Origin of the sequence: Parvibaculum sp. (assembly GCF_045863935.1) — a bacterium.
Lineage (GTDB): Bacteria > Pseudomonadota > Alphaproteobacteria > Parvibaculales > Parvibaculaceae > Parvibaculum.
Window position 1 is genome coordinate 53,044 of sequence record NZ_BTVP01000003.1, and the last position, 17,140, is coordinate 70,183.

At 61.2% G+C, this 17,140-nt stretch carries 17 protein-coding genes; 7 read left to right on the top strand and 10 right to left on the bottom strand.

What is annotated here, in order from left to right:
- Nucleotides 1–2 precede the first annotated feature (2 nt).
- Both ACKUUH_RS02290 and ACKUUH_RS02295 read left to right on the top strand, forming a co-directional pair.
- Nucleotides 3–620: a class I SAM-dependent methyltransferase gene (locus ACKUUH_RS02290; protein WP_407948233.1), complete on the top strand. Its 618-nt coding sequence runs from the start codon at nt 3–5 to the stop codon at nt 618–620.
- Between the two features lie 79 nt (nt 621–699).
- The gene (locus ACKUUH_RS02295) at nt 700–1,515 is read left to right on the top strand and encodes an ImuA family protein (protein ID WP_407948234.1); all 816 of its coding nucleotides are present in this window, start codon (nt 700–702) and stop codon (nt 1,513–1,515) included.
- Nucleotides 1,516–1,523: 8 nt separating this feature from the next.
- Here the strand turns inward: ACKUUH_RS02295 and ACKUUH_RS02300 are convergent, their stop codons facing one another.
- Together ACKUUH_RS02300 and ACKUUH_RS02305 are read right to left on the bottom strand one after the other, a co-directional pair.
- Complete coding sequence (locus ACKUUH_RS02300) at nt 1,524–1,826, bottom strand: hypothetical protein (protein WP_407948235.1); 303 nt, start codon at nt 1,824–1,826, stop codon at nt 1,524–1,526.
- 21 nt (nt 1,827–1,847) lie between these two features.
- Nucleotides 1,848–2,126: a hypothetical protein gene (locus ACKUUH_RS02305; protein WP_407948236.1), complete on the bottom strand. Its 279-nt coding sequence runs from the start codon at nt 2,124–2,126 to the stop codon at nt 1,848–1,850.
- A gap of 158 nt (nt 2,127–2,284) precedes the next feature.
- On the opposite strand from ACKUUH_RS02305, the gene ACKUUH_RS02310 reads away from it, so the two are divergent.
- Together ACKUUH_RS02310 and ACKUUH_RS02315 are read left to right on the top strand one after the other, a co-directional pair.
- Nucleotides 2,285–3,880 carry a DUF6504 family protein gene (locus ACKUUH_RS02310; RefSeq protein ID WP_407948237.1) on the top strand — a complete coding sequence of 532 codons (1,596 nt, stop codon included), beginning with the start codon at nt 2,285–2,287 and terminating at the stop codon, nt 3,878–3,880.
- Nucleotides 3,877–7,131, top strand: coding sequence for an error-prone DNA polymerase (locus tag ACKUUH_RS02315; protein WP_407948238.1), 3,255 nt, complete (start codon nt 3,877–3,879; stop codon nt 7,129–7,131). Before ACKUUH_RS02310 ends, ACKUUH_RS02315 begins: the two co-directional genes overlap by 4 nt.
- A gap of 19 nt (nt 7,132–7,150) precedes the next feature.
- Here the strand turns inward: ACKUUH_RS02315 and ACKUUH_RS02320 are convergent, their stop codons facing one another.
- Nucleotides 7,151–7,540, bottom strand: a complete 390-nt coding sequence (locus ACKUUH_RS02320; protein ID WP_407948239.1) for a hypothetical protein — start codon at nt 7,538–7,540, stop codon at nt 7,151–7,153.
- Nucleotides 7,541–7,660: 120 nt separating this feature from the next.
- Between ACKUUH_RS02320 and ACKUUH_RS02325 the strand changes: the two genes are divergently transcribed.
- Genes ACKUUH_RS02325 through ACKUUH_RS02335 form a run of 3 tightly spaced genes read left to right on the top strand, consistent with a single transcriptional unit; the run spans nt 7,661 to nt 10,649 of the window.
- Entirely contained in the window at nt 7,661–8,692 is a 1,032-nt protein-coding gene (locus ACKUUH_RS02325) for an efflux RND transporter periplasmic adaptor subunit (protein WP_407948240.1), read from the top strand.
- A gap of 14 nt (nt 8,693–8,706) precedes the next feature.
- Entirely contained in the window at nt 8,707–9,957 is a 1,251-nt protein-coding gene (locus ACKUUH_RS02330) for an ABC transporter permease (protein ID WP_407948241.1), read from the top strand.
- Nucleotides 9,954–10,649 (top strand): ABC transporter ATP-binding protein, encoded by a 696-nt coding sequence (locus ACKUUH_RS02335; RefSeq protein ID WP_407948242.1) that lies wholly within the window; start codon nt 9,954–9,956, stop codon nt 10,647–10,649. The genes ACKUUH_RS02330 and ACKUUH_RS02335 overlap by 4 nt, the downstream gene beginning before the upstream one ends.
- On the opposite strand, the gene ACKUUH_RS02340 is transcribed toward ACKUUH_RS02335, so the two are convergent.
- The 7 genes from ACKUUH_RS02340 to ACKUUH_RS02370 all read right to left on the bottom strand — a co-directional run bounded on the left by ACKUUH_RS02340 (nt 10,646) and on the right by ACKUUH_RS02370 (nt 17,105).
- Complete coding sequence (locus tag ACKUUH_RS02340; protein ID WP_407948243.1) at nt 10,646–11,179, bottom strand: hypothetical protein; 534 nt, start codon at nt 11,177–11,179, stop codon at nt 10,646–10,648. The genes ACKUUH_RS02335 and ACKUUH_RS02340 overlap by 4 nt on opposite strands.
- Before the next feature lie 18 nt (nt 11,180–11,197).
- Nucleotides 11,198–12,373: a vWA domain-containing protein gene (locus ACKUUH_RS02345; RefSeq protein ID WP_407948244.1), complete on the bottom strand. Its 1,176-nt coding sequence runs from the start codon at nt 12,371–12,373 to the stop codon at nt 11,198–11,200.
- A gap of 420 nt (nt 12,374–12,793) precedes the next feature.
- Nucleotides 12,794–13,615, bottom strand: a complete 822-nt coding sequence (locus ACKUUH_RS02350) for an SDR family NAD(P)-dependent oxidoreductase (protein ID WP_407948245.1) — start codon at nt 13,613–13,615, stop codon at nt 12,794–12,796.
- Nucleotides 13,605–14,291, bottom strand: coding sequence for a TenA family transcriptional regulator (locus ACKUUH_RS02355; RefSeq protein WP_407948246.1), 687 nt, complete (start codon nt 14,289–14,291; stop codon nt 13,605–13,607). Before ACKUUH_RS02355 ends, ACKUUH_RS02350 begins: the two co-directional genes overlap by 11 nt.
- Nucleotides 14,288–15,778, bottom strand: a complete 1,491-nt coding sequence (locus tag ACKUUH_RS02360) for an AMP-binding protein (RefSeq protein ID WP_407948247.1) — start codon at nt 15,776–15,778, stop codon at nt 14,288–14,290. The genes ACKUUH_RS02355 and ACKUUH_RS02360 overlap by 4 nt, the downstream gene beginning before the upstream one ends.
- Nucleotides 15,771–16,361, bottom strand: a complete 591-nt coding sequence (locus tag ACKUUH_RS02365) for a thermostable hemolysin (protein ID WP_407948310.1) — start codon at nt 16,359–16,361, stop codon at nt 15,771–15,773. The genes ACKUUH_RS02360 and ACKUUH_RS02365 overlap by 8 nt, the downstream gene beginning before the upstream one ends.
- A gap of 87 nt (nt 16,362–16,448) precedes the next feature.
- Complete coding sequence (locus ACKUUH_RS02370; RefSeq protein WP_407948248.1) at nt 16,449–17,105, bottom strand: DUF6134 family protein; 657 nt, start codon at nt 17,103–17,105, stop codon at nt 16,449–16,451.
- Between the last annotated feature and the right edge of the window lie 35 nt (nt 17,106–17,140).

Here is a 17,140-nt window from a genome sequence, read left to right on the forward strand (position 1 = left end):
CCATGGGATTCTACGAACGCCGCATTGTTCCGCACATCATCAACTGTGCCTGCGGCACAAAGCCCATCAGTTATCAACGCAAGAAGGTCGTGCCGATGGCGGAGGGCACGGTACTCGAAATCGGCATCGGTACCGGGTTCAATCTTCCCTATTACGATGCGGCCAAGGTCAGGAAAGTGATCGGCCTCGACCCGTCCGAAGCGTCGTGGAAGCTTGCGGGTGAGCGGGCTCGCGATCTCTCCTTCCCCGTCGAGTTCATCGGCCTGCCGGGTGAGCAGATTCCGCTTGAGGACAAGAGCGTCGATACCGTGCTTTGTACTTTCAGCCTTTGCACGATCCCTGATCCGGTGACGGCGCTCGAAGGCATGCGCCGCGTATTGAAGCCGGGTGGGAAACTCGTCTTTTGCGAACACGGAGCGGCGCCGGACGATGATGTGGCCCGCTGGCAGGATCGCATCAATCCCGTCTGGAAGGTGCTGTTCGGTGGTTGCAATCTAAACCGCAAGATACCGTCGCTGATCGAAGCGGGCGGTTTCCATATCGCCGATCTTCAGCAGATGTATCTGCCCTCCACGCCGCGCTTTGCCGGTTTCAATTATTGGGGCGTCGCACAGGCCTGATGCTGTGGCGGACCGGTTTTCCGGACTTGACCCTTATAGTTCTTATGTTTAGAACAAAACAGGAACATAAGGAATTGTCATGTCACCGGCCAGCAAAGGACGCCTTATTGCTGAGTTGAAAGCCCGGATTGCTGGTCATGCGCCGGTGTCGGGGCGAGTAACCTCTGCCTTTCCGCTTGGAGCGCCTGAAATCGACGGGGTGCTGCCCGAAGGCGGGATGAAGCGCGGCGCCTTGCATGAAGTCGCGGCGGCAGCCTATCTGGATATGGGCGCAGCCACGGGATTTCTCGCGTCACTCGCAGCCTGTGCCAGCCGAAACTCCACGCTTCCCGTTCTCTGGTGCGAAACGGTAAGGCCGCCCTTCGACATGGGCCGGCTTTACGGACCGGGGCTTTCCGCGTTCGGCCTGGAGCCGGAAAGGATCGTGCACGCTTTACCGTCCGGAGATGCCGATTGCCTGTGGGCTATGGAGGAGGCGTTGCGCAGCCATGCCTTTGCGGCGGTGATCGGTGAACTCGATGGATGCTCCGTCGCGCTCAACCTGACTACCACGAGGCGACTTCAACTCGCTGCAGAGGAGTCGGGAACGCCGGTTTTGCTTTTCACCGGCCATGCCAAGGAAGGGGCAAGTGTTGCCGTTACTCGCTGGCACGTGGCTTCGGCGCCGAGTGCTGTTCTTTCTTATGTGGACGAGAAGGAGATGCTGCCCGGTGCAGCGTGCTGGCAGGTTGCGCTTACCCGTTCGCGCGGCGGTCAGCCCGGTTCATGGCTGGTGGAGTGGAATGGAATGGAGGCTGCGTTTTCTGCGGTGGCGCGGACAGAAGGTGACTCTTGCGAACGGGAAGTTGCAGCTCGGCACGAGCTTGCGATCATCCCGTTCAGGCAGACGGTTTGAAGCGGGATTTACCAGTAGTGGGGAGGGTAGTAGCGATAGGGGTAAGGATATCCCGGATAGGGACCCCACCAAGGGGAAGGAGTGCGGGCACGGTTTAGCGCGCGCGTGTTTTCTTCCTGGGCGCGAATTTCTTTCAGTCTCAACATGCAATTCGCAAAGGCTTCCGTGCCCTCCGTGAACCCCAGTTTTTTGCACTCGGCCTGATCCGATTGTTGTTGCGCGGCCGTGCGGGCGGCCTGTTCCTGCGGGCTCGCACAGGCTGCAAGTGTGACGAGAGCCGCAACAGTCAAAGTGGTACGCACGATACGCATGGACCCCTTTCCTTTCGCTCGTCAGAAGCCCTTGGAAACGCCGATGCCGACGCCAAAGCCGACATTGGGCGAGCGGTTCGCATTTTCCTTGGCGCGAATTTCCTTCATCTTGAGGCGGCAGTTTCCATAGGCTTCCGTATTCGGTTCGAACCCCAGCTCCACGCAATTCTTGTGATCCTCGGCATCGAGCCGCGCCTGTTCGGCTGCCGGGTCGGCGCATGCGGTGATTGCAAGTGGAAGCATCAATGCAAAGCCAAGGGCCAATCGTTTCGTCCGGTTCGCCGATGAAAATCTCAACATGCTTTCTGTCTCCCGATGCGCATGACGCTCGTTCTCAACTACCTAAGGCTACTCCCGTTTCGTGCAAGGAGGAGCGGAAAGTAACTTCCCGATTCGACTCGCCATCGAAATGAGAACGGGGCAATATGATGTTCCTGTTTTGTTCTAGCGGTGTGCCAATGAAGGGAGAAAGACGGATCGCTGCGCTCTGGTTGCCTTTCTGGCCTATCGAGCGGCTCTACCGTGAGCTTGCACAGCGGTATCCCAAGATAACGGAAAGGCCGCGGGCTCTTGCCCGACCCAGCGCAGGAGGCCTGCGGATAACGGTCTGCGATAGACAGGCTCAGGTCGAGGGCGTCGAACATGGACAATTGGTGCCGGATGCCATGGCGCTTTGTCCCCTGCTTGAATTGCATCCGGCGGACATCGAAGGCGACCGCAAGGCGCTTGCGCGACTTGCTCGCTGGTGTGGGCGTTACACGCCCTGGACGGCGGCAGATCCCATTGGCCGGGGAGAGGAGCCGGACGGCATTCTGCTCGACATCACAGGCTGCGCTCATCTCTTTGGCGGTGAGGAAGAACTGCTTTCGATTCTTCATCGGCGTTTTTGTGAACTGGGCCTGACGGTCCGTTGTGCGATCGCATCGACACCAGGGGCAGCCTGGGCGGTCGCGCGATATGGCCGGAACATGCTTTCCATCGTTCCCTTGGGTGGCGAAGCGGACGCGCTTCGCGAATTGCCGGTCGCGGCGCTCCGGCTCGACAGGGCGGTTGTGGATGGGCTCATGCGTCTCGGACTGAAGCGGACAGGCGATCTCTACGGTAAACCGCGCGCGCCGATCACCGCCCGTTTTGGCGCCGAAGTGGCGCGGCGCCTCGATGAAGCACTCGGTTTCGAGCCGGAACCGATCTCGCCCAACCTGCCGCATGTTCCCTATCGTGCGAGCCTTTCCTTTCCGGAAGGGCTGATGCAACTTCTTCATATCGAGGAAGCCGTTCGGCGGATTGCAGGCGATCTCTGCGAAGTGCTTCAACGCGAACAGCAGGGCGCCCGGCGGCTTGAATTGTTGCTTTTCCGCGTCGATGGAGATGTGACGTACCTTCGTGCGGGCACCGGCAGGCCCTCTCACGAAGCTGCCCATCTGGCACGACTTTTCCGCGAGAAGGTTGCGCAAGCAGGCGATGATTTCGATGCGGGTTTTGGCATCGAGGCCATCACCCTTGCCTGCCTTGCCGTCGAGCCGTTGTCGCCCATCCAGGATGGCTTCGACGGAAACGAAACGCATCTTCACGATCTTGAGCGCTTTCTGGACCGGCTGAGCAACCGTATCGGGCAGGATCGTGTCCTTCGGCTTGAGCCAAGAGCGAGCCATATTCCCGAGCGTGCCGTCGCCGATGTCCCTTCGCTGCGTGGTATGACGCCTGCCATGCGTTCCTGGCCAACGCACAGGGACGTGCATCGCGCTTCCATGCTCGGCGGCAGCCTGCCGCGTCCCTTGAGGCTTCTCCCTCTGCCTGAGCTGGTCGACGTTGTCGCCGAGGTGCCTGAGGGACTGCCACGCATTTTTCGCTGGCGGCGGATCGCCCACAGGGTTGCGCGCACGGAGGGACCGGAGAGGATCGCACCTGAATGGTGGCGCGGGAACCGTCAGCACACACGGGATTATTATCGGGTAGAGGATAGTGAAGGCTGCCGTTTCTGGCTTTACCGCGACGGCCTTTATTACCGGGACAAGGAAGCTCCGCGCTGGTTTCTTCATGGAGTTTTCGAATGAGCCCGTTCTTTGCAGAGCTGGCGGTTGCAACCAATTTCAGTTTCCTGCGCGGTGCATCGCACGCCGAGGAACTGGTAATGGCGGCAGAAGCGCTCGGACTTTCCGCAATTGGCATTGCTGACCGGAATACGCTTGCGGGTGTGGTGCGCGTTCATGCGGCTGCGAAGGAAGCCGGAATAAGGCTTCTCGTCGGTGCAAGGCTTGTGCTGGAGGATGGCTTCGAGGTCATTGCTTATCCGCAGGACCGCGAAGCCTATGGACGGCTGACGAAGCTGCTTACGCTTGGCAATCGCCGAGCGCCGAAAGGTGAATGCCATCTCGGCATGAGCGATGTGCTTGCGTATGGCGAGGGGCATTGTTTCATCGCCATGCCGCCCGCCATTCCGGGCAAGGATTTTGCCGGCAATCTCAAATTGCTGGCTGAAGCATTTTCCCCCTCTGTCTGGATCGGTCTCACGCCGCTTTACCGGAGCGACGACAAGCGGCGCCATGCCGTACTCGCCCGGCTTTCGCGGGAAACGAGTGTGCCGCTCGTCGCGACGAATGACGTCTTCTATCACATGCCGAACCGGAAGCCGTTACAAGATGTTCTCACCTGTATCCGGGAGCACTGCACGCTGAAGGAGGCTGGATTCCGTCTTTCTGCAAATGCCGAACGGCATGTGAAGAGCGGCGAGGAAATGACGCGGCTTCTTGCCGACTGGCCGGAAGCACTCGATGCGACGCAAGAGATCGTCAACCGTTGCCATTTTTCTCTGGATGAACTGCGTTATGAGTATCCCGCCGACAGTTTTTCGGAAAATGAGACACCGCAGGAGCTTCTGGAACGTCTGACATGGGAAGGCGCGAGAGAGCATTTTCCGAGAGGGATAGGCGGGAAGCTCGAAAAGACGATTGCACATGAACTCGCCATCATCGAGGAAAAGGCTTACGCACCTTACTTTCTGACGGTTCATGACATCGTTCGAGAGGCACGCCGTCTTAATATTCTCTGCCAGGGGCGGGGATCTGCCGCCAATTCGGTTGTTTGCTTCTGTCTCGGCATTACCTCGGTCAATCCGGTGGAAGTCGATCTCCTGTTCGAGCGTTTCGTCTCCACGGATCGCGATGAACCACCGGATATCGACGTCGATTTCGAGCATGAACGGCGTGAAGAGGTGATCCAGTACATCTATGAAAAGTATGGACGTCACCGTGCAGGTATCGCGGCAACGGTGATCACATATCGCTCGCGCAGCGCCATTCGGGATGTCGGCAAGGTGTTCGGTCTTTCCGAAGACGTCGTCACTGCGCTGTCGCGCTCGACATGGGGTTGGTCGAGCACGGGTATCTCGGTCGAGGATGCCGAGGAAATCGGGCTCGATCCGGAAAATCCGCAATTGCGTTTAGCATTGAAACTCGCGAGCGAGCTTATCGGTTTTCCCCGTCACCTTTCGCAACATGTCGGCGGCTTCGTCATCACGAAAGGTCCGCTTGAGGAAGTGGTACCGATCCAGAATGCGGCAATGGAAGATCGGACCTTCGTAGAATGGGACAAGGATGATCTCGATACACTTGGTATTCTGAAGATCGACGTGCTGGCGCTTGGCATGCTGACCTGCATCCGCAGGGCCTTCGACCTTCTCAACAGGCACTACGGCAAGCGGATGACGCTTGCGAATGTGCCTCCGGGCGATGAGAAGGTCTACGACATGCTTTGCAACGCCGATGCGGTTGGCGTTTTCCAGGTCGAGAGCCGGGCGCAGATGTCGATGCTGCCGCGTCTCAAGCCGCGCTGCTTTTACGATCTCGTGGTCGAAGTGGCGATCGTGCGGCCGGGACCCATACAGGGAGATATGGTTCATCCTTATCTGCGGCGGCGGAGTGGACAGGAAAAGGTCGACTATCCCAGGAAAGAACTCGAAGCCGTTTTGAAAAAGACTTACGGCGTACCGCTTTTTCAGGAACAGGCAATGAAGATTGCCATTGTGGCAGCAAGCTTCACGCCCGGAGAATCCGACCGGCTGCGCCGCGCCATGGCTACGTTCCGCAAGTCGGGCACAATCGGCATGTATCGAGAGAAGTTTGTCGACGGGATGATGCGGAACGGTTACGAGCCCGATTTCGCGGAGCGTTGTTTCAAACAGATCGAAGGTTTTGCCGATTACGGTTTTCCCGAGAGCCACGCCGCCGCCTTTGCGCGGCTTGCCTATGTTTCTGCCTGGCTTAAATGTCACTATCCGGACGTTTTCTGCGCGGCGATCCTCAATTCGCAGCCGATGGGTTTTTATGCACCGGCGCAGCTTGTTCGCGACGCGCGGGAACATGGGGTCGAGGTCCGGCCCGTCGATGTCAATCATAGCGATTGGGATTGTACGCTCGAAGAGGCGGGGGTGGGGAAATGTGCCGTCAGGCTCGGCATCCGTCAGGTAAAGGGTGTGCAGGAGGCGACTGCTGTCACTATTGAAAGAAGCCGCGCGGGCGGTTTCGATTCCGTGCGGCATTTCTGGCTGAGAACAGGGCTCTATCCCCGCATCATCGAACGGTTGGCCGATGCGGATGCGTTTCGTTCGATCGGCCTCGATCGCCGTGAAGCGCTCTGGGCCGTGCGTGGTCTAGGGGGATATGCGAGCGGCCAGAATGGCAAGATGCCAGCAACCTTGCCGCTTTTCGCCGCGCTGGAAGAGGGTGGTTTGCAGAAGGAGGAGGAGATGGCCTTACCCGCGATGCCGCCCGGCGAGCATGTCGTGCTCGATTATGCAACGCTCCGGCTCTCGCTGAAGGCGCATCCGCTCTCTTTTCTCCGCGGTCGCTTCTCGGCGTGCGGTGTCATTCCCAATGCAAGGTTGAAGGATGTCGAGGCAGGCAGGCGAGTGACGCTTGCGGGGCTCGTCCTCGTGCGCCAGCGGCCCGGCACAGCGAGCGGCGTGATCTTCGCAACGCTGGAGGACGAAACGGGTATCGCCAACATCATCATCTGGCCGAAACTTTACGAGAAGCGCCGCCGGATCGTGCTTACATCAAGATTGCTGTTCGTACGCGGCCGCGTGCAGAAGGAGGGTATCGTGATCCATGTGGTGGCCGATGACCTTGAAGACTGGACACAGGAACTCGGCCTTCTCTCATCGGAAGATTTCGGCGAGACCGTAATCGCGCGGGCCGATGGGGTGAAACATCCGGGGCAGGACCCCCGCGACGGCAACCACAGCAAGGAAGAACAGAAGCGCATGCGCGCTGCGCGGTTCGTTCCCCGAAGCCGCGATTTTCACTGAGCGGCCGGAGCCGGGGATATCATTTGCCGCGCAGGGCCACGAACTGGACGGCGCTGCCTCCGATTTCCGTCGCCGCGAAGAGCCAGAGCACGGGTGTCGCGCCCTCCGTCATCGCGTAGAGGATGAGCCCCGCAACGGCGAGGCGGGCCAAAGCATCGGTCCGTGCGAGGAGGAGCGAGGGAATGCGCAGGCGCGCGAGCGCCCAAACGACACCAAGCACCCCCATGATGTGCACGAACATCATCGCGAGAGGGCCCATCTCGAACAAAATCGCCGGCGTTCCGAAGCCCAGCCAGCGGTCGAGAACATAGATGAGTGCGATCACCGCCTCCGCGATAAAAGGCAGCGCGAAGGGCAAAGTCACCACAAGGTCCGCCCAGGCGACACCCCGAATCGTTTTTTCCTGCATGTCTTTTCCTCATTCGGTCTGCGGCATTCCGCCCTGGACTTGTCCCCGGATGCCGTCGCCCTGATATCTTCTGCTATAAGCAAGGTCACGTGAACAGCCCAAGGCATCGGCGGAGGCGTTTTGCAAAGACGTACAATCTGGGTAGGCGGCGCTGCCGCGGTCGCCGTCGCGGCACTCATCTTCGTTTATTTCACCTATTTTCTGCCCCCGGGGGTCGCGACGACGTCTCCTCACCGGGGGAGTGCGGTGGAAGCGGTCTATGCCACGGGAACGGTGGAGCCCCTCCGCTATGCGCGTGTGGGAACGAAGATTGCCGGACCCATTACCGAAGTGCTGAAGCACGAAGGCGAGCCCGTCGAGCGGGGCAACATCCTTGCGGTTATCGAGGCGAGTGAGGACATCACGCGGGTGCAGGAGCTTGCCGCGCGCATGAAGCTCACCGCGGCGGAACTCGACCGCGCCAAGCAACTCAGACGGACCGGGAATGCGAGCCAGGCGACGCTCGACCAGGCCGAGAGCGCGCACTCGGCTGCCGTCGCCGCCTATCGAGGGGCGAAGGCACGGCTCGACGATCATTTCATCACGGCGCCCATTTCCGGCGAGGTGCTGCGCTCGGAAAACAGAATCAAGGTTGGCGACATGGTGCAGCCGGGCCAGATCCTTTTCATGGTCGGTGACCCGGCGGAACTGCAGATCGATGCGGAAGTGGATGAGGAGGACATCGTCAAGGTCAAACCGGGTCAGGAAGCCCTGATCCGCGCGGACGCCTTTCCGGGGCGTGCGCTCAAGGCGAGAGTGCTGCGCATCACGCCTTACGGGGACCCTGTCGGCCGGACCTACCGCGTCTATCTTTCGCTTCCCGAAGACACGCCTCTCATTTCCGGCATGACGACCGAAATCAACATCGTGGTGCGACGCGAGGAGAATGCGCTGCTCGTCCCCGTTTCGGCCTTGTCGGGAAAATCCGTCTGGGTCGTTTCGGACGGCGCGGCGCGGCTGCAAGACGTCGAGCTCGGTGCGGTGGGCGATACGAACGCTGAAATTGTCTCAGGTCTTGCAGAGGACGCGACAGTCATTGCCGATCCGCCATCGGGTCTTTCGGAAGGGGACAGCGTGCGGACGAGGCCGATCTCCGCTGCTGCCTCCTCTTAGGCGAGGGTGCCTCCATGTTCTGGCAGGTCGCCATCAGCATCGCCGCAGCGCAGCTCCTTCACCGGCGGCGCCAGACCATCGTTTCGACGCTGGGCGTCGCGCTCGGTGTGGGCTTCTTCATCGCCACATCATCGGTGATGTCCGGATCGGAAAACGATCTCGTGCAACGGCTGGTGAACAACGCGCCGCATATCACGATGAAGGACGAATTCCGAACCGCGGCGAAGCAGCCGATCTTCGTGGCCATGCCGGATGCGACCATCAAGCTTACGAACACGAAGCCGCGCGAGTATCTTCGCGGCATCAAGAATTACGGCGCGATCGTCGACGAACTCTCGCAACAAAATGGCGTGATCGCCGAGGCGGCGCTGACCGGACAGGCGATCGTCCGCTATGCGAGCAAGGATGTCGGTGCGTCCATCGCGGGGATCGACCCCGAGAAGGAACGCTATCTCACGACTGTCGAGCGCGACATGCGCGAAGGAAGCCTGATGCGGCTCAAGACCGCATCGCAGGGCATCGTGATCGGGCGCGGCATGTCCGTCAGGCTTGGGCTCGGCATGGACGATCTCGCGACGGTCGTTTCGCCGACCGGGCTCGTCCGGCGCATGAAGGTGGTCGGCATCTTCAGCACAGGCAATCTGCTGCTCGACGAGGGGCAGGTCTATATGCTGATCAAGGACGCGCAGGTATTGCTCGACAAGCCGTTCATCGCCAACAGGGTCCGGATCAAGATCGGCGATCCGGACCAGGCGGAGACTTTCGCGGCGCGCATCGAGAGCCGATGGGGGTACCGTTCGGAATCCTGGCAGGAAGTGAACCGCGACTTTCTCGGCCTTTTCGTGATCCGCAACACGATTACCTATTCGATCGTGGGCGCGATCATGGTGGTGGCGTCGTTCGGCATCTTCAACATCATCTCGACCATCGTGATGGAGAAGCGGCGCGATATCGCTATTCTCATGTCGATGGGATTCCGGGCTTTCGATATCCAGGTGATCTTTCTTTTGCAGGGAGCGGTCGTCGGGATCGTCGGCATGTTGCTTGGCTGGTGCATCGGGCTCGTGCTGCTGCAGATGCTTGCATCGATCGAATTCACCATTCCCGGCATGTCGGAAAAGCAGCATATCGTGCTCGACCGCAGCTTCTTCCAGTTTGTGATGGGCGGGTTTTTCTCGCTGGTATCGGCGGTGGGGGCTGCGTGGTATCCGGCGCGGAAAGCATCGCAAGTTCGTCCCGTCGACATCATTCGGGGGGCGGCATGAGCGACGTTCATCCGCTGATCGAGGCGCGCGGCGTTTCCCGTATCCTGCAGGAGGCGGTGCCGGTCACGCTTGTCCGGGATATCGACATCAGCGTGGGCCGGGGCGAGTTCGTCAGCGTGACGGGGCCTTCCGGGTCGGGAAAGTCGTCGTTGCTCTACTTGCTAGGCCTTCTCGACGTGCCGACGTCTGGCAGCGTATTTCTCGACAGGCAGGATACGACCGGCCTCGATGCCGACGCGCTCGCGGCGATGAGACTTCGCAAGATCGGGTTCGTCTTTCAGTTCCATTTTCTGCTACCGGAATTCTCGGTGCTGCAGAACGTGATGCTGCCGATGCGGCGTCTTGGCAGCCAAACCGAAGCGGAGATGACGGAGCGCGGGCACAAGCTGCTTGAGGGGTTGGACATTGCCGACCAGGCGAAGAAGCGGCCGGACCAGCTTTCCGGCGGGCAGCGGCAGAGGGTCGCGATCGCGCGGGCGCTTGCAAACGACCCGGCACTCATCCTTGCCGACGAGCCGACCGGCAATCTCGACAGCAAGAACAGCGAGATCGTGCAGGAGATTTTCGCGAAGCTGGTGCGCGAAGAGGGAAGGACGGTCGTTGCGGTGACGCACGAACCCGGTTTCGCGGAGGCGACCGACCGCAACATTCACCTTGTGGACGGACGCGTCGACCGCGATACGAGGCGTTAGCGGGGTGTCTCGATTGATTCAGCGGCAGTTGGTGGATTGATGCTTTTCAAAGAGTCTTGAGATGCTGCACTAAATAGCCACCAGATGGCCAATGCTGATCCGAGTATGAAACACACAAGGCTAAATCCTGTGCAAATATGGGTTGCCGTTCTGTAGCGCCAACCTTTGATGTTATGGCACCTGCTCTCCGCTCTCTTCGATGCTACCTCTTCTACTTTGTCGTTTGGGTCCTCGAAATTCGTGCCTTTTGCATCGGCGGCGTCCTCGGACCGACGAAGAGCTTTCAAGAAATGAAATTGGGATTTATAGGCAAGCTGCGTACCCAAGCCAAAAAGAAGTAGCCCGATCAGCCAACCGGCAAGGGCACTGCCAAGATAGAAATTGACTTCTCTTGCCGACGAGTTTCCAACAAACGTCAGCGCGGCGATTGATGCACCGCCATTCAGAAGCAGAATGGCTCGCAGTGAAGCATGTTCGAAGGCGATCGTGGCTTTTAATAGTTCAATGTGCTGCTCGCCGCGATCAAACATGCTTGCCTCTGTGTTTGGCTATCGGCTCAGTTCGCGCATCGCGTGGTCGAGGCCTTCAAGCGTCAGCGGGAACATGCGCTCGCCCATGATCTGCTTGATGATCTGGAGCGAGGGCGTGTACTCCCAGTGCCGCTCGGGGATCGGATTGATCCAGATGCAGCTTTCGTAGATATGATTGACGCGCTCGAGCCAGATACCGCCCGGCTCTTCGTTCCAATGCTCGACGGAGCCGCCGGCATAGGTGATTTCATAGGGCGACATGGTGGCGTCGCCGACGAAAATCACTTTGTAATCAGAGGGATACTTGTGAAGCACGTCCCAGGTGGCGAGCTTCTCCGTGTGGCGGCGGCGATTGTCCTTCCAGAGGCCTTCATAAAGGCAGTTGTGGAAGTAGAAATATTCGAGGTTCTTGAATTCGGTGCGCGCGGCTGAGAAAAGTTCTTCGCAGAGCTTGATGTGGCTATCCATCGAGCCGCCGATATCGAAGAAAATCAAGACGTTGATCTTGTTGCGGCGCTCGGGACGCATGATCAGGTCGAGATAGCCCTGATGCGCGGTCGCCTTGATGGTGCCGTCGAGATCGAGCTCCGTCGGTGCGCCTTCGCGCGCGAAACGGCGCAGGCGGCGGAGCGCCACCTTGATGTTGCGGGTGCCGAGCTCGATCTGGTCGTCGAGGTTCTTGTATTCGCGCTTGTCCCAGACCTTCACGGCCTTGCCGTGGCGGCCTTCCTTCTGACCGATGCGGACGCCTTCCGGGTTGTAACCATTTGCACCGAAAGGAGAAGTTCCGCCCGTGCCGATCCATTTGTTGCCGCCTTCGTGGCGTTCCTTCTGTTCATCGAGGCGCTTTTGCAGCTCCTCCATGATCTTTTCCCAACCGCCCAGGGCCTCGATCTGTGCCTTCTCTTCCTCGGTCAGGAATTTCTCGGTGAGGGCGCGGAGCCATTCTTCCGGGATCCGGGCGATGCCGCCTTCGCCCACTTGTTCCAGGCCTTTGAAAACATGAGAGAAAACGAGATCGAACTTGTCGAGGTTGCGCTCGTCCTTCACCAGGGCGGAGCGCGAGAGGTAGTAGAAGTCCTCGACCCTGCGGTCGATCACGTCCGCATCCATGGCCTCCAGCAGCGTGAGATATTCACGCAAGCTGACGGGAACATTGGCTTTTTTGAGTTCATGGAAGAAATGGACGAACATGGGCGTTCCCGAATTCTGAATGGCGTTTGCGCGCAGTCTAGGGCCTATGGCGCCGGGTTTGAAGGGGCGCGCGTGTTCATTTATGGACCGGGGATATCCATGAATTTTCCCGTAAATGCCGGGACTTAGCGGCCCGCAAGGGGCGCGGCGGCGCGGAGCATCGTGACGGTGGGGGCGGGGATATGTCCCGGCCGGCCAAGTCCTTGATGCCGTTCGCGGATTCGACGTTTGCGGGATAAGCCGCACCCGAGTGTCACACGAATGTCATCGAAACGTCACGAACGGGGATTCGTATAGATCAGCATACGGAGTATATTTAGTTATCCCCGGTGAGGATTTCCCCCCACCCGGATTGCGTTCCGCAATCCGGCCTCCCCGCGAGGGGGAGGCGAAGAAAAAGGGGGAGGGTGGGCCACAGACTTATGCCCGGTTTTGGGGGATCTGCTTTTGGGCGGCGGGCTCGCGGGCGGTGAAGGCGGTCAGCTGTTTCACGAGGCCGTTGTCGACGGCGCGGGGCAGGAACTGCTGCACGAAGATGAAGAGGCGCTCGGCCCCTGCGGGATAAATCGTCCGCTTGCCCTTGACGGCGCCGCGCCAGATGCGCCGCGCGACCTTCTCCGGTGCATCGAGCTTCATGGCGAAGGGCTCAACCAGTGCGTCGAACTCCTGCGCGGCGGGGGTGCGGACCGCACGGGGTGCGGCATAGGTGACGCCGATCCCTTCGGGCTGCAATTCGCGACGGAGCGCGTCCGACAGGCCGCGAAGGCCGAACTTCGTTGCCGAGTAGACGGCGAAGAGCGGGAAGGCGATGTCGCCGAACATCGAACCGACATTGACGATACGCGGGGTCTTCGAGCGGCGGAGCATGGGCAGGAGGTCACGCGCGAGGAAGAGCGGGGCGGCGAGGTTCGTTGCGACCATCGCTTCGACCGAGCGGTCGTCCATGGCGGAAAGGGGGCCGGTGTGGACGACACCCGCATTGTTGATGAGCATGTCGACGCGGCCACCCGCCTGCATGCAGGCTTCGCGAAGGAGACGGCGGCCGTCCGGCGTGGTCACGTCGGCCTGCACGAGGATGGGCGGCAACGCGGCGCGGAGCGCATCGGCGACGCCGGCAAGCGGCTCAGCGCGGCGGCCCGCGAGGACGAGCTGCGCACCGCTCTTTGCGGCTTCGCGCGCCAGCGCCGCGCCGATGCCCGACCCCGCGCCCGTTATGACGACGACTTGCGCATCACGCTGCATTTTGTTCATTCCTCTTTTCAGCGTCGCGGGCGAGCTTCGCGAACATCTCGCCCCAGAGCGCATAGACCATGTTTGCCGTGTCGATGATCGCGCGGCGGTTCTCTTCGCCCTCGACGGTGTTGACGAGGTTCTGGAAGAAGACGATGTGCTCCCTGTCGAGGGTGCCGTGCGAGGTCAGATAGGAAAAGCCCTTCTGCTCGCCGATCATGCCGAGGCGCTTGCGCACGGCGTCGGCGCCTGCCGAGGCGATGTCGACCGACGTGCCCTCGAGGACGAGAACCATGCCGAGCATGGAATAGGGGTTGAGAAATCCGACGGCGTAGTAAACCCACGACACCATGGCGCGAACCGGCCAGTCACCGTCGCCGCGCCTCACCGCTTCGGCATCGCCGCCGATATGGGCGATGTCGTCGAGAATCCATTCCTCGTGGCCCTGTTCCTCATCGAGATATTCGAGAAGCGCCTTGCGGTAGGCCGTGTCTTCCTTCGGGCAATGCGCGAGCGTATGCGCGAGCAAGGGGCAGGTGTGCCGGACGTGGTGATAGGCTTCGGTCAGATAGGCGATGTAGAGATCGCGGTCGACGCCGTTCTGCGCGGCTTCGAGCACGATAGGGATGGAGAAAAACGCGTCGCGGGCGGCCTGTGTCTCCGCGATCAAACGGTCGTAGAAACTCATAAGGAAACCTCTTCCGGCACGGGCGCCGTTTTGCTGCGCGATTGCGCATCCGCCGTGCGCAGCCAGGCTTCGACCGCCTTGCGCCGCACGCGGCCATTGGGGCTTGTGAGACCGAGCGACTGCATTTCGTCGCCGGTCATCGCGACGTAACTGCGGGGCAGGGCGTAGTCGGGGAGCCCATCACAGATATTGTGAAGCGCGGTCAGCACCTCGCCGGGGCGGGCGGTGGTGAAGAAATCTCCGGCGAAGGCGCCCGGCACGACCAGCACTGTCGGATAGGACCTGCCATGACCGGCAAGCGTCGCGCGCAGGATGCGCGGATCGCCCTGTAACTGCGCCTCGATCCACTCCGGCTGCACGTTGCGCCCGAAGCCGGTGACGATCATCGCGTCCTTGCGTCCCTCGATGACGAGGTTGCCGGCATCGTCGAAATAGCCGAGATCGCCGGTGCGCCAGGGGCCGTCGAGATCCGGCTGGCCGACATAACCCGTCATGACGCTTGGGCCTTCGACCACGATCTCGCCACCCGAGATGGTGACGGTGAGACCGTCGAGCGGTTTTCCGACCGTGCCCGGCGTGGCGGCACCCGGACGGTTGACGGCGACGACGGAGCCACATTCGGAGAGGCCATAGCCTTCGAGGCAGGGGATGCCGAGATCCGTTGCCGCGTTCAGGACCTGCGGTGGCACCGGGGCGCCGCCGGCCGCGACGACACGTAGCGAGGCAGGCGCCCGCTCGCCGGAAAGGATGAGCGAGCCGACCCATGCGCGCAGAAGCTCGGGCACGAGAACGGTGACGGAAGGCCGCACCTCCTCGAAGGCGAGGCGGATCGCATCGAGATTGCCGCCCGCGCACTGCGCGGCGACGTCCTTGCGGATGGTCGAGACGCCGCCGACCATGAGGGGCACATGGATGCCGCAGAGTTCCTCGAGGAGAAGCGGGAAGGGGAGAACCGAGAGATAGCTGTCGCTCTCCGTGGCGGAGATCGCCTTCGCGAGGCCGCGCGAGACATGATCGAGCTGTGCTTCGCCGAGACGCACGCCCTTGGGCTGGCCGGTGGAGCCCGAGGTATAGATCACACGTTCGCCGGAGACGGCGGCATCGAGGCTTTGCACGCCGCTCTCGGCTTTCGGCACCGGCTGAACGTAGCCGAAGCGGGCGGCGCGGTCTTTCATGGAGGGGCTTGCGAGGATCAGGCCGATGCCGGCGTCCCGAACGACGTGGGACAATTGATCGTCCGAAAAGAAGGGCGGCAGAGGGACGAAGCGCCTGCCCGAAGCGGTTGCCGCGAGATCGGCGACGACCCAGTCAATGCCGTTTTCCGCCATGAGGCCGACAGGCGCGTTGTCGCGGGCCAGAATTTCCATCGCACCCGCGACGCGGCGGGCGAGACCGGCATAGCTCAACTCGCCTTCATCGTCGCGAAAAGCGATACGATCCGGCCAGTCATTCGCGCCTTTTTTCAGAGCGGCGATCACCTCAGCCATTCAATGCGGTCTCCCGGTTCGATGGGCGCGCCGTTCGGGTGCGCGGAAGAAGACAGGTTGCTGGCGCTGCCGGGTTCGGCATGAGGCAGACCCAGGGGTCCTGTTCGTAATAGCTGCCCCAGCTTTCGGGGCTGCCGATGCGTTCCGGCGCGGCGGCGAGGACCGGCACGAAGGGAATGCCGAGCCGCGTGAAGAGCTTGCGGAGCGGCGCCGTCGCCGTGAAGACGCCGCAGCGGAGGCCACGCTCCCGCCCGTGACGCAACATGGCGGACATGAGCGGGAAGAGCGCGAAGGGCGAGGCGCTGACCAGCGTCGTCACTTCGAGAAACTCGTCGCGCGCGTACGGCTTGCCGAGGGTGGCGAAAGCCTGCATTTCAAGCGGCGCATCGAGATAGGCCTCCGAGAAGAAACCGTCCCCGCGAAGGCGAATCCCGGCGGCCGCGAGCGGCGCGCCGTCCGCTCCCGCGATGGCGAAGAGGGTCGCCGGCAAGCTCCCGACCTTCGCTCCATATTTCCGGGCGTAACCCGCCCTGATGAAATCCTCGACGGCCGGCCGCACCGTCGCAGTGGAATCGACAAGCATCACCTGCACGTCTGCCCTCGGGTGGTCTGCGCCGGCGGAGAGGGGCGGGCGCGGCTACGCGAACAAAGAATGGGGGCAAAGTCCCGCTTACTTGAGGACGTAGCTGATCTCGGAACCGTCGGAGCCGGCGAACTTTACCTGCACGAGGACACCCGCGGCGTCGTACCAGAGCTCGCGTTCGAGCTTGCCGGTGACGGAGTAGTGTGTGGCGGTGACGGGCTCGCCGTTCACCTCGACCGTCTCGGGGCCGACTTCGCGCACCGTCACATCCATGCTGGAGCCGTCCAGCGTGTTGAGGAGGGCGTTCTGCTTGACGAGGTCTTCGTTCCAGAGGCTCGCGGGGATGACGTCCGGGTTCTCGTCGCCCTGACGGGCATCGCCATTCACGACCAGCTTGCCGTCCGCCGCATTCACGGCGAGGCGATGCGGCGTGCCGTCGTCATTCGTCTTCGACTCGAGCGAGACGAGCTGGCCGTCGCGCCAGGTTTCGTGGCCTTCATGTTCGAAGCGGTAGACGGCAATGCCGAGCATCTTCACGGCGATATCGGTGTCGATGTCGACTTTCAGCTCGTCGCCCTCGCGAGCAAATTCGAGACGGTGCGTGCCGATCTCGTCGCCGCCGCGCAGAACGGTGAAATCAAGCTTGCCGCTTTCGGGAACGGCGGCATTCGCGAGGCTTGCGGCGGAAAGGAAAAGGGCGGAGGCGGCGATGGCCGCGGAAAGGGTTTTCTTGTTCATACGCATACGCAAACTCCTGTGCGGGACTTGCCGGTTCGGGA

Coding starts and splice junctions, on each gene's coding strand:
- ACKUUH_RS02290 (WP_407948233.1), top strand. CDS start 3: ATGGGATTCTACGAACGCCGCATTGTTCCGCACATCATCAACTGTGCC.
- ACKUUH_RS02295 (WP_407948234.1), top strand. CDS start 700: ATGTCACCGGCCAGCAAAGGACGCCTTATTGCTGAGTTGAAAGCCCGG.
- ACKUUH_RS02300 (WP_407948235.1), bottom strand. CDS start 1,826: ATGCGTATCGTGCGTACCACTTTGACTGTTGCGGCTCTCGTCACACTT.
- ACKUUH_RS02305 (WP_407948236.1), bottom strand. CDS start 2,126: ATGTTGAGATTTTCATCGGCGAACCGGACGAAACGATTGGCCCTTGGC.
- ACKUUH_RS02310 (WP_407948237.1), top strand. CDS start 2,285: ATGAAGGGAGAAAGACGGATCGCTGCGCTCTGGTTGCCTTTCTGGCCT.
- ACKUUH_RS02315 (WP_407948238.1), top strand. CDS start 3,877: ATGAGCCCGTTCTTTGCAGAGCTGGCGGTTGCAACCAATTTCAGTTTC.
- ACKUUH_RS02320 (WP_407948239.1), bottom strand. CDS start 7,540: ATGCAGGAAAAAACGATTCGGGGTGTCGCCTGGGCGGACCTTGTGGTG.
- ACKUUH_RS02330 (WP_407948241.1), top strand. CDS start 8,707: ATGTTCTGGCAGGTCGCCATCAGCATCGCCGCAGCGCAGCTCCTTCAC.
- ACKUUH_RS02335 (WP_407948242.1), top strand. CDS start 9,954: ATGAGCGACGTTCATCCGCTGATCGAGGCGCGCGGCGTTTCCCGTATC.
- ACKUUH_RS02340 (WP_407948243.1), bottom strand. CDS start 11,179: ATGTTTGATCGCGGCGAGCAGCACATTGAACTATTAAAAGCCACGATC.
- ACKUUH_RS02345 (WP_407948244.1), bottom strand. CDS start 12,373: ATGTTCGTCCATTTCTTCCATGAACTCAAAAAAGCCAATGTTCCCGTC.
- ACKUUH_RS02350 (WP_407948245.1), bottom strand. CDS start 13,615: ATGCAGCGTGATGCGCAAGTCGTCGTCATAACGGGCGCGGGGTCGGGC.
- ACKUUH_RS02355 (WP_407948246.1), bottom strand. CDS start 14,291: ATGAGTTTCTACGACCGTTTGATCGCGGAGACACAGGCCGCCCGCGAC.
- ACKUUH_RS02360 (WP_407948247.1), bottom strand. CDS start 15,778: ATGGCTGAGGTGATCGCCGCTCTGAAAAAAGGCGCGAATGACTGGCCG.
- ACKUUH_RS02365 (WP_407948310.1), bottom strand. CDS start 16,361: ATGCTTGTCGATTCCACTGCGACGGTGCGGCCGGCCGTCGAGGATTTC.
- ACKUUH_RS02370 (WP_407948248.1), bottom strand. CDS start 17,105: ATGCGTATGAACAAGAAAACCCTTTCCGCGGCCATCGCCGCCTCCGCC.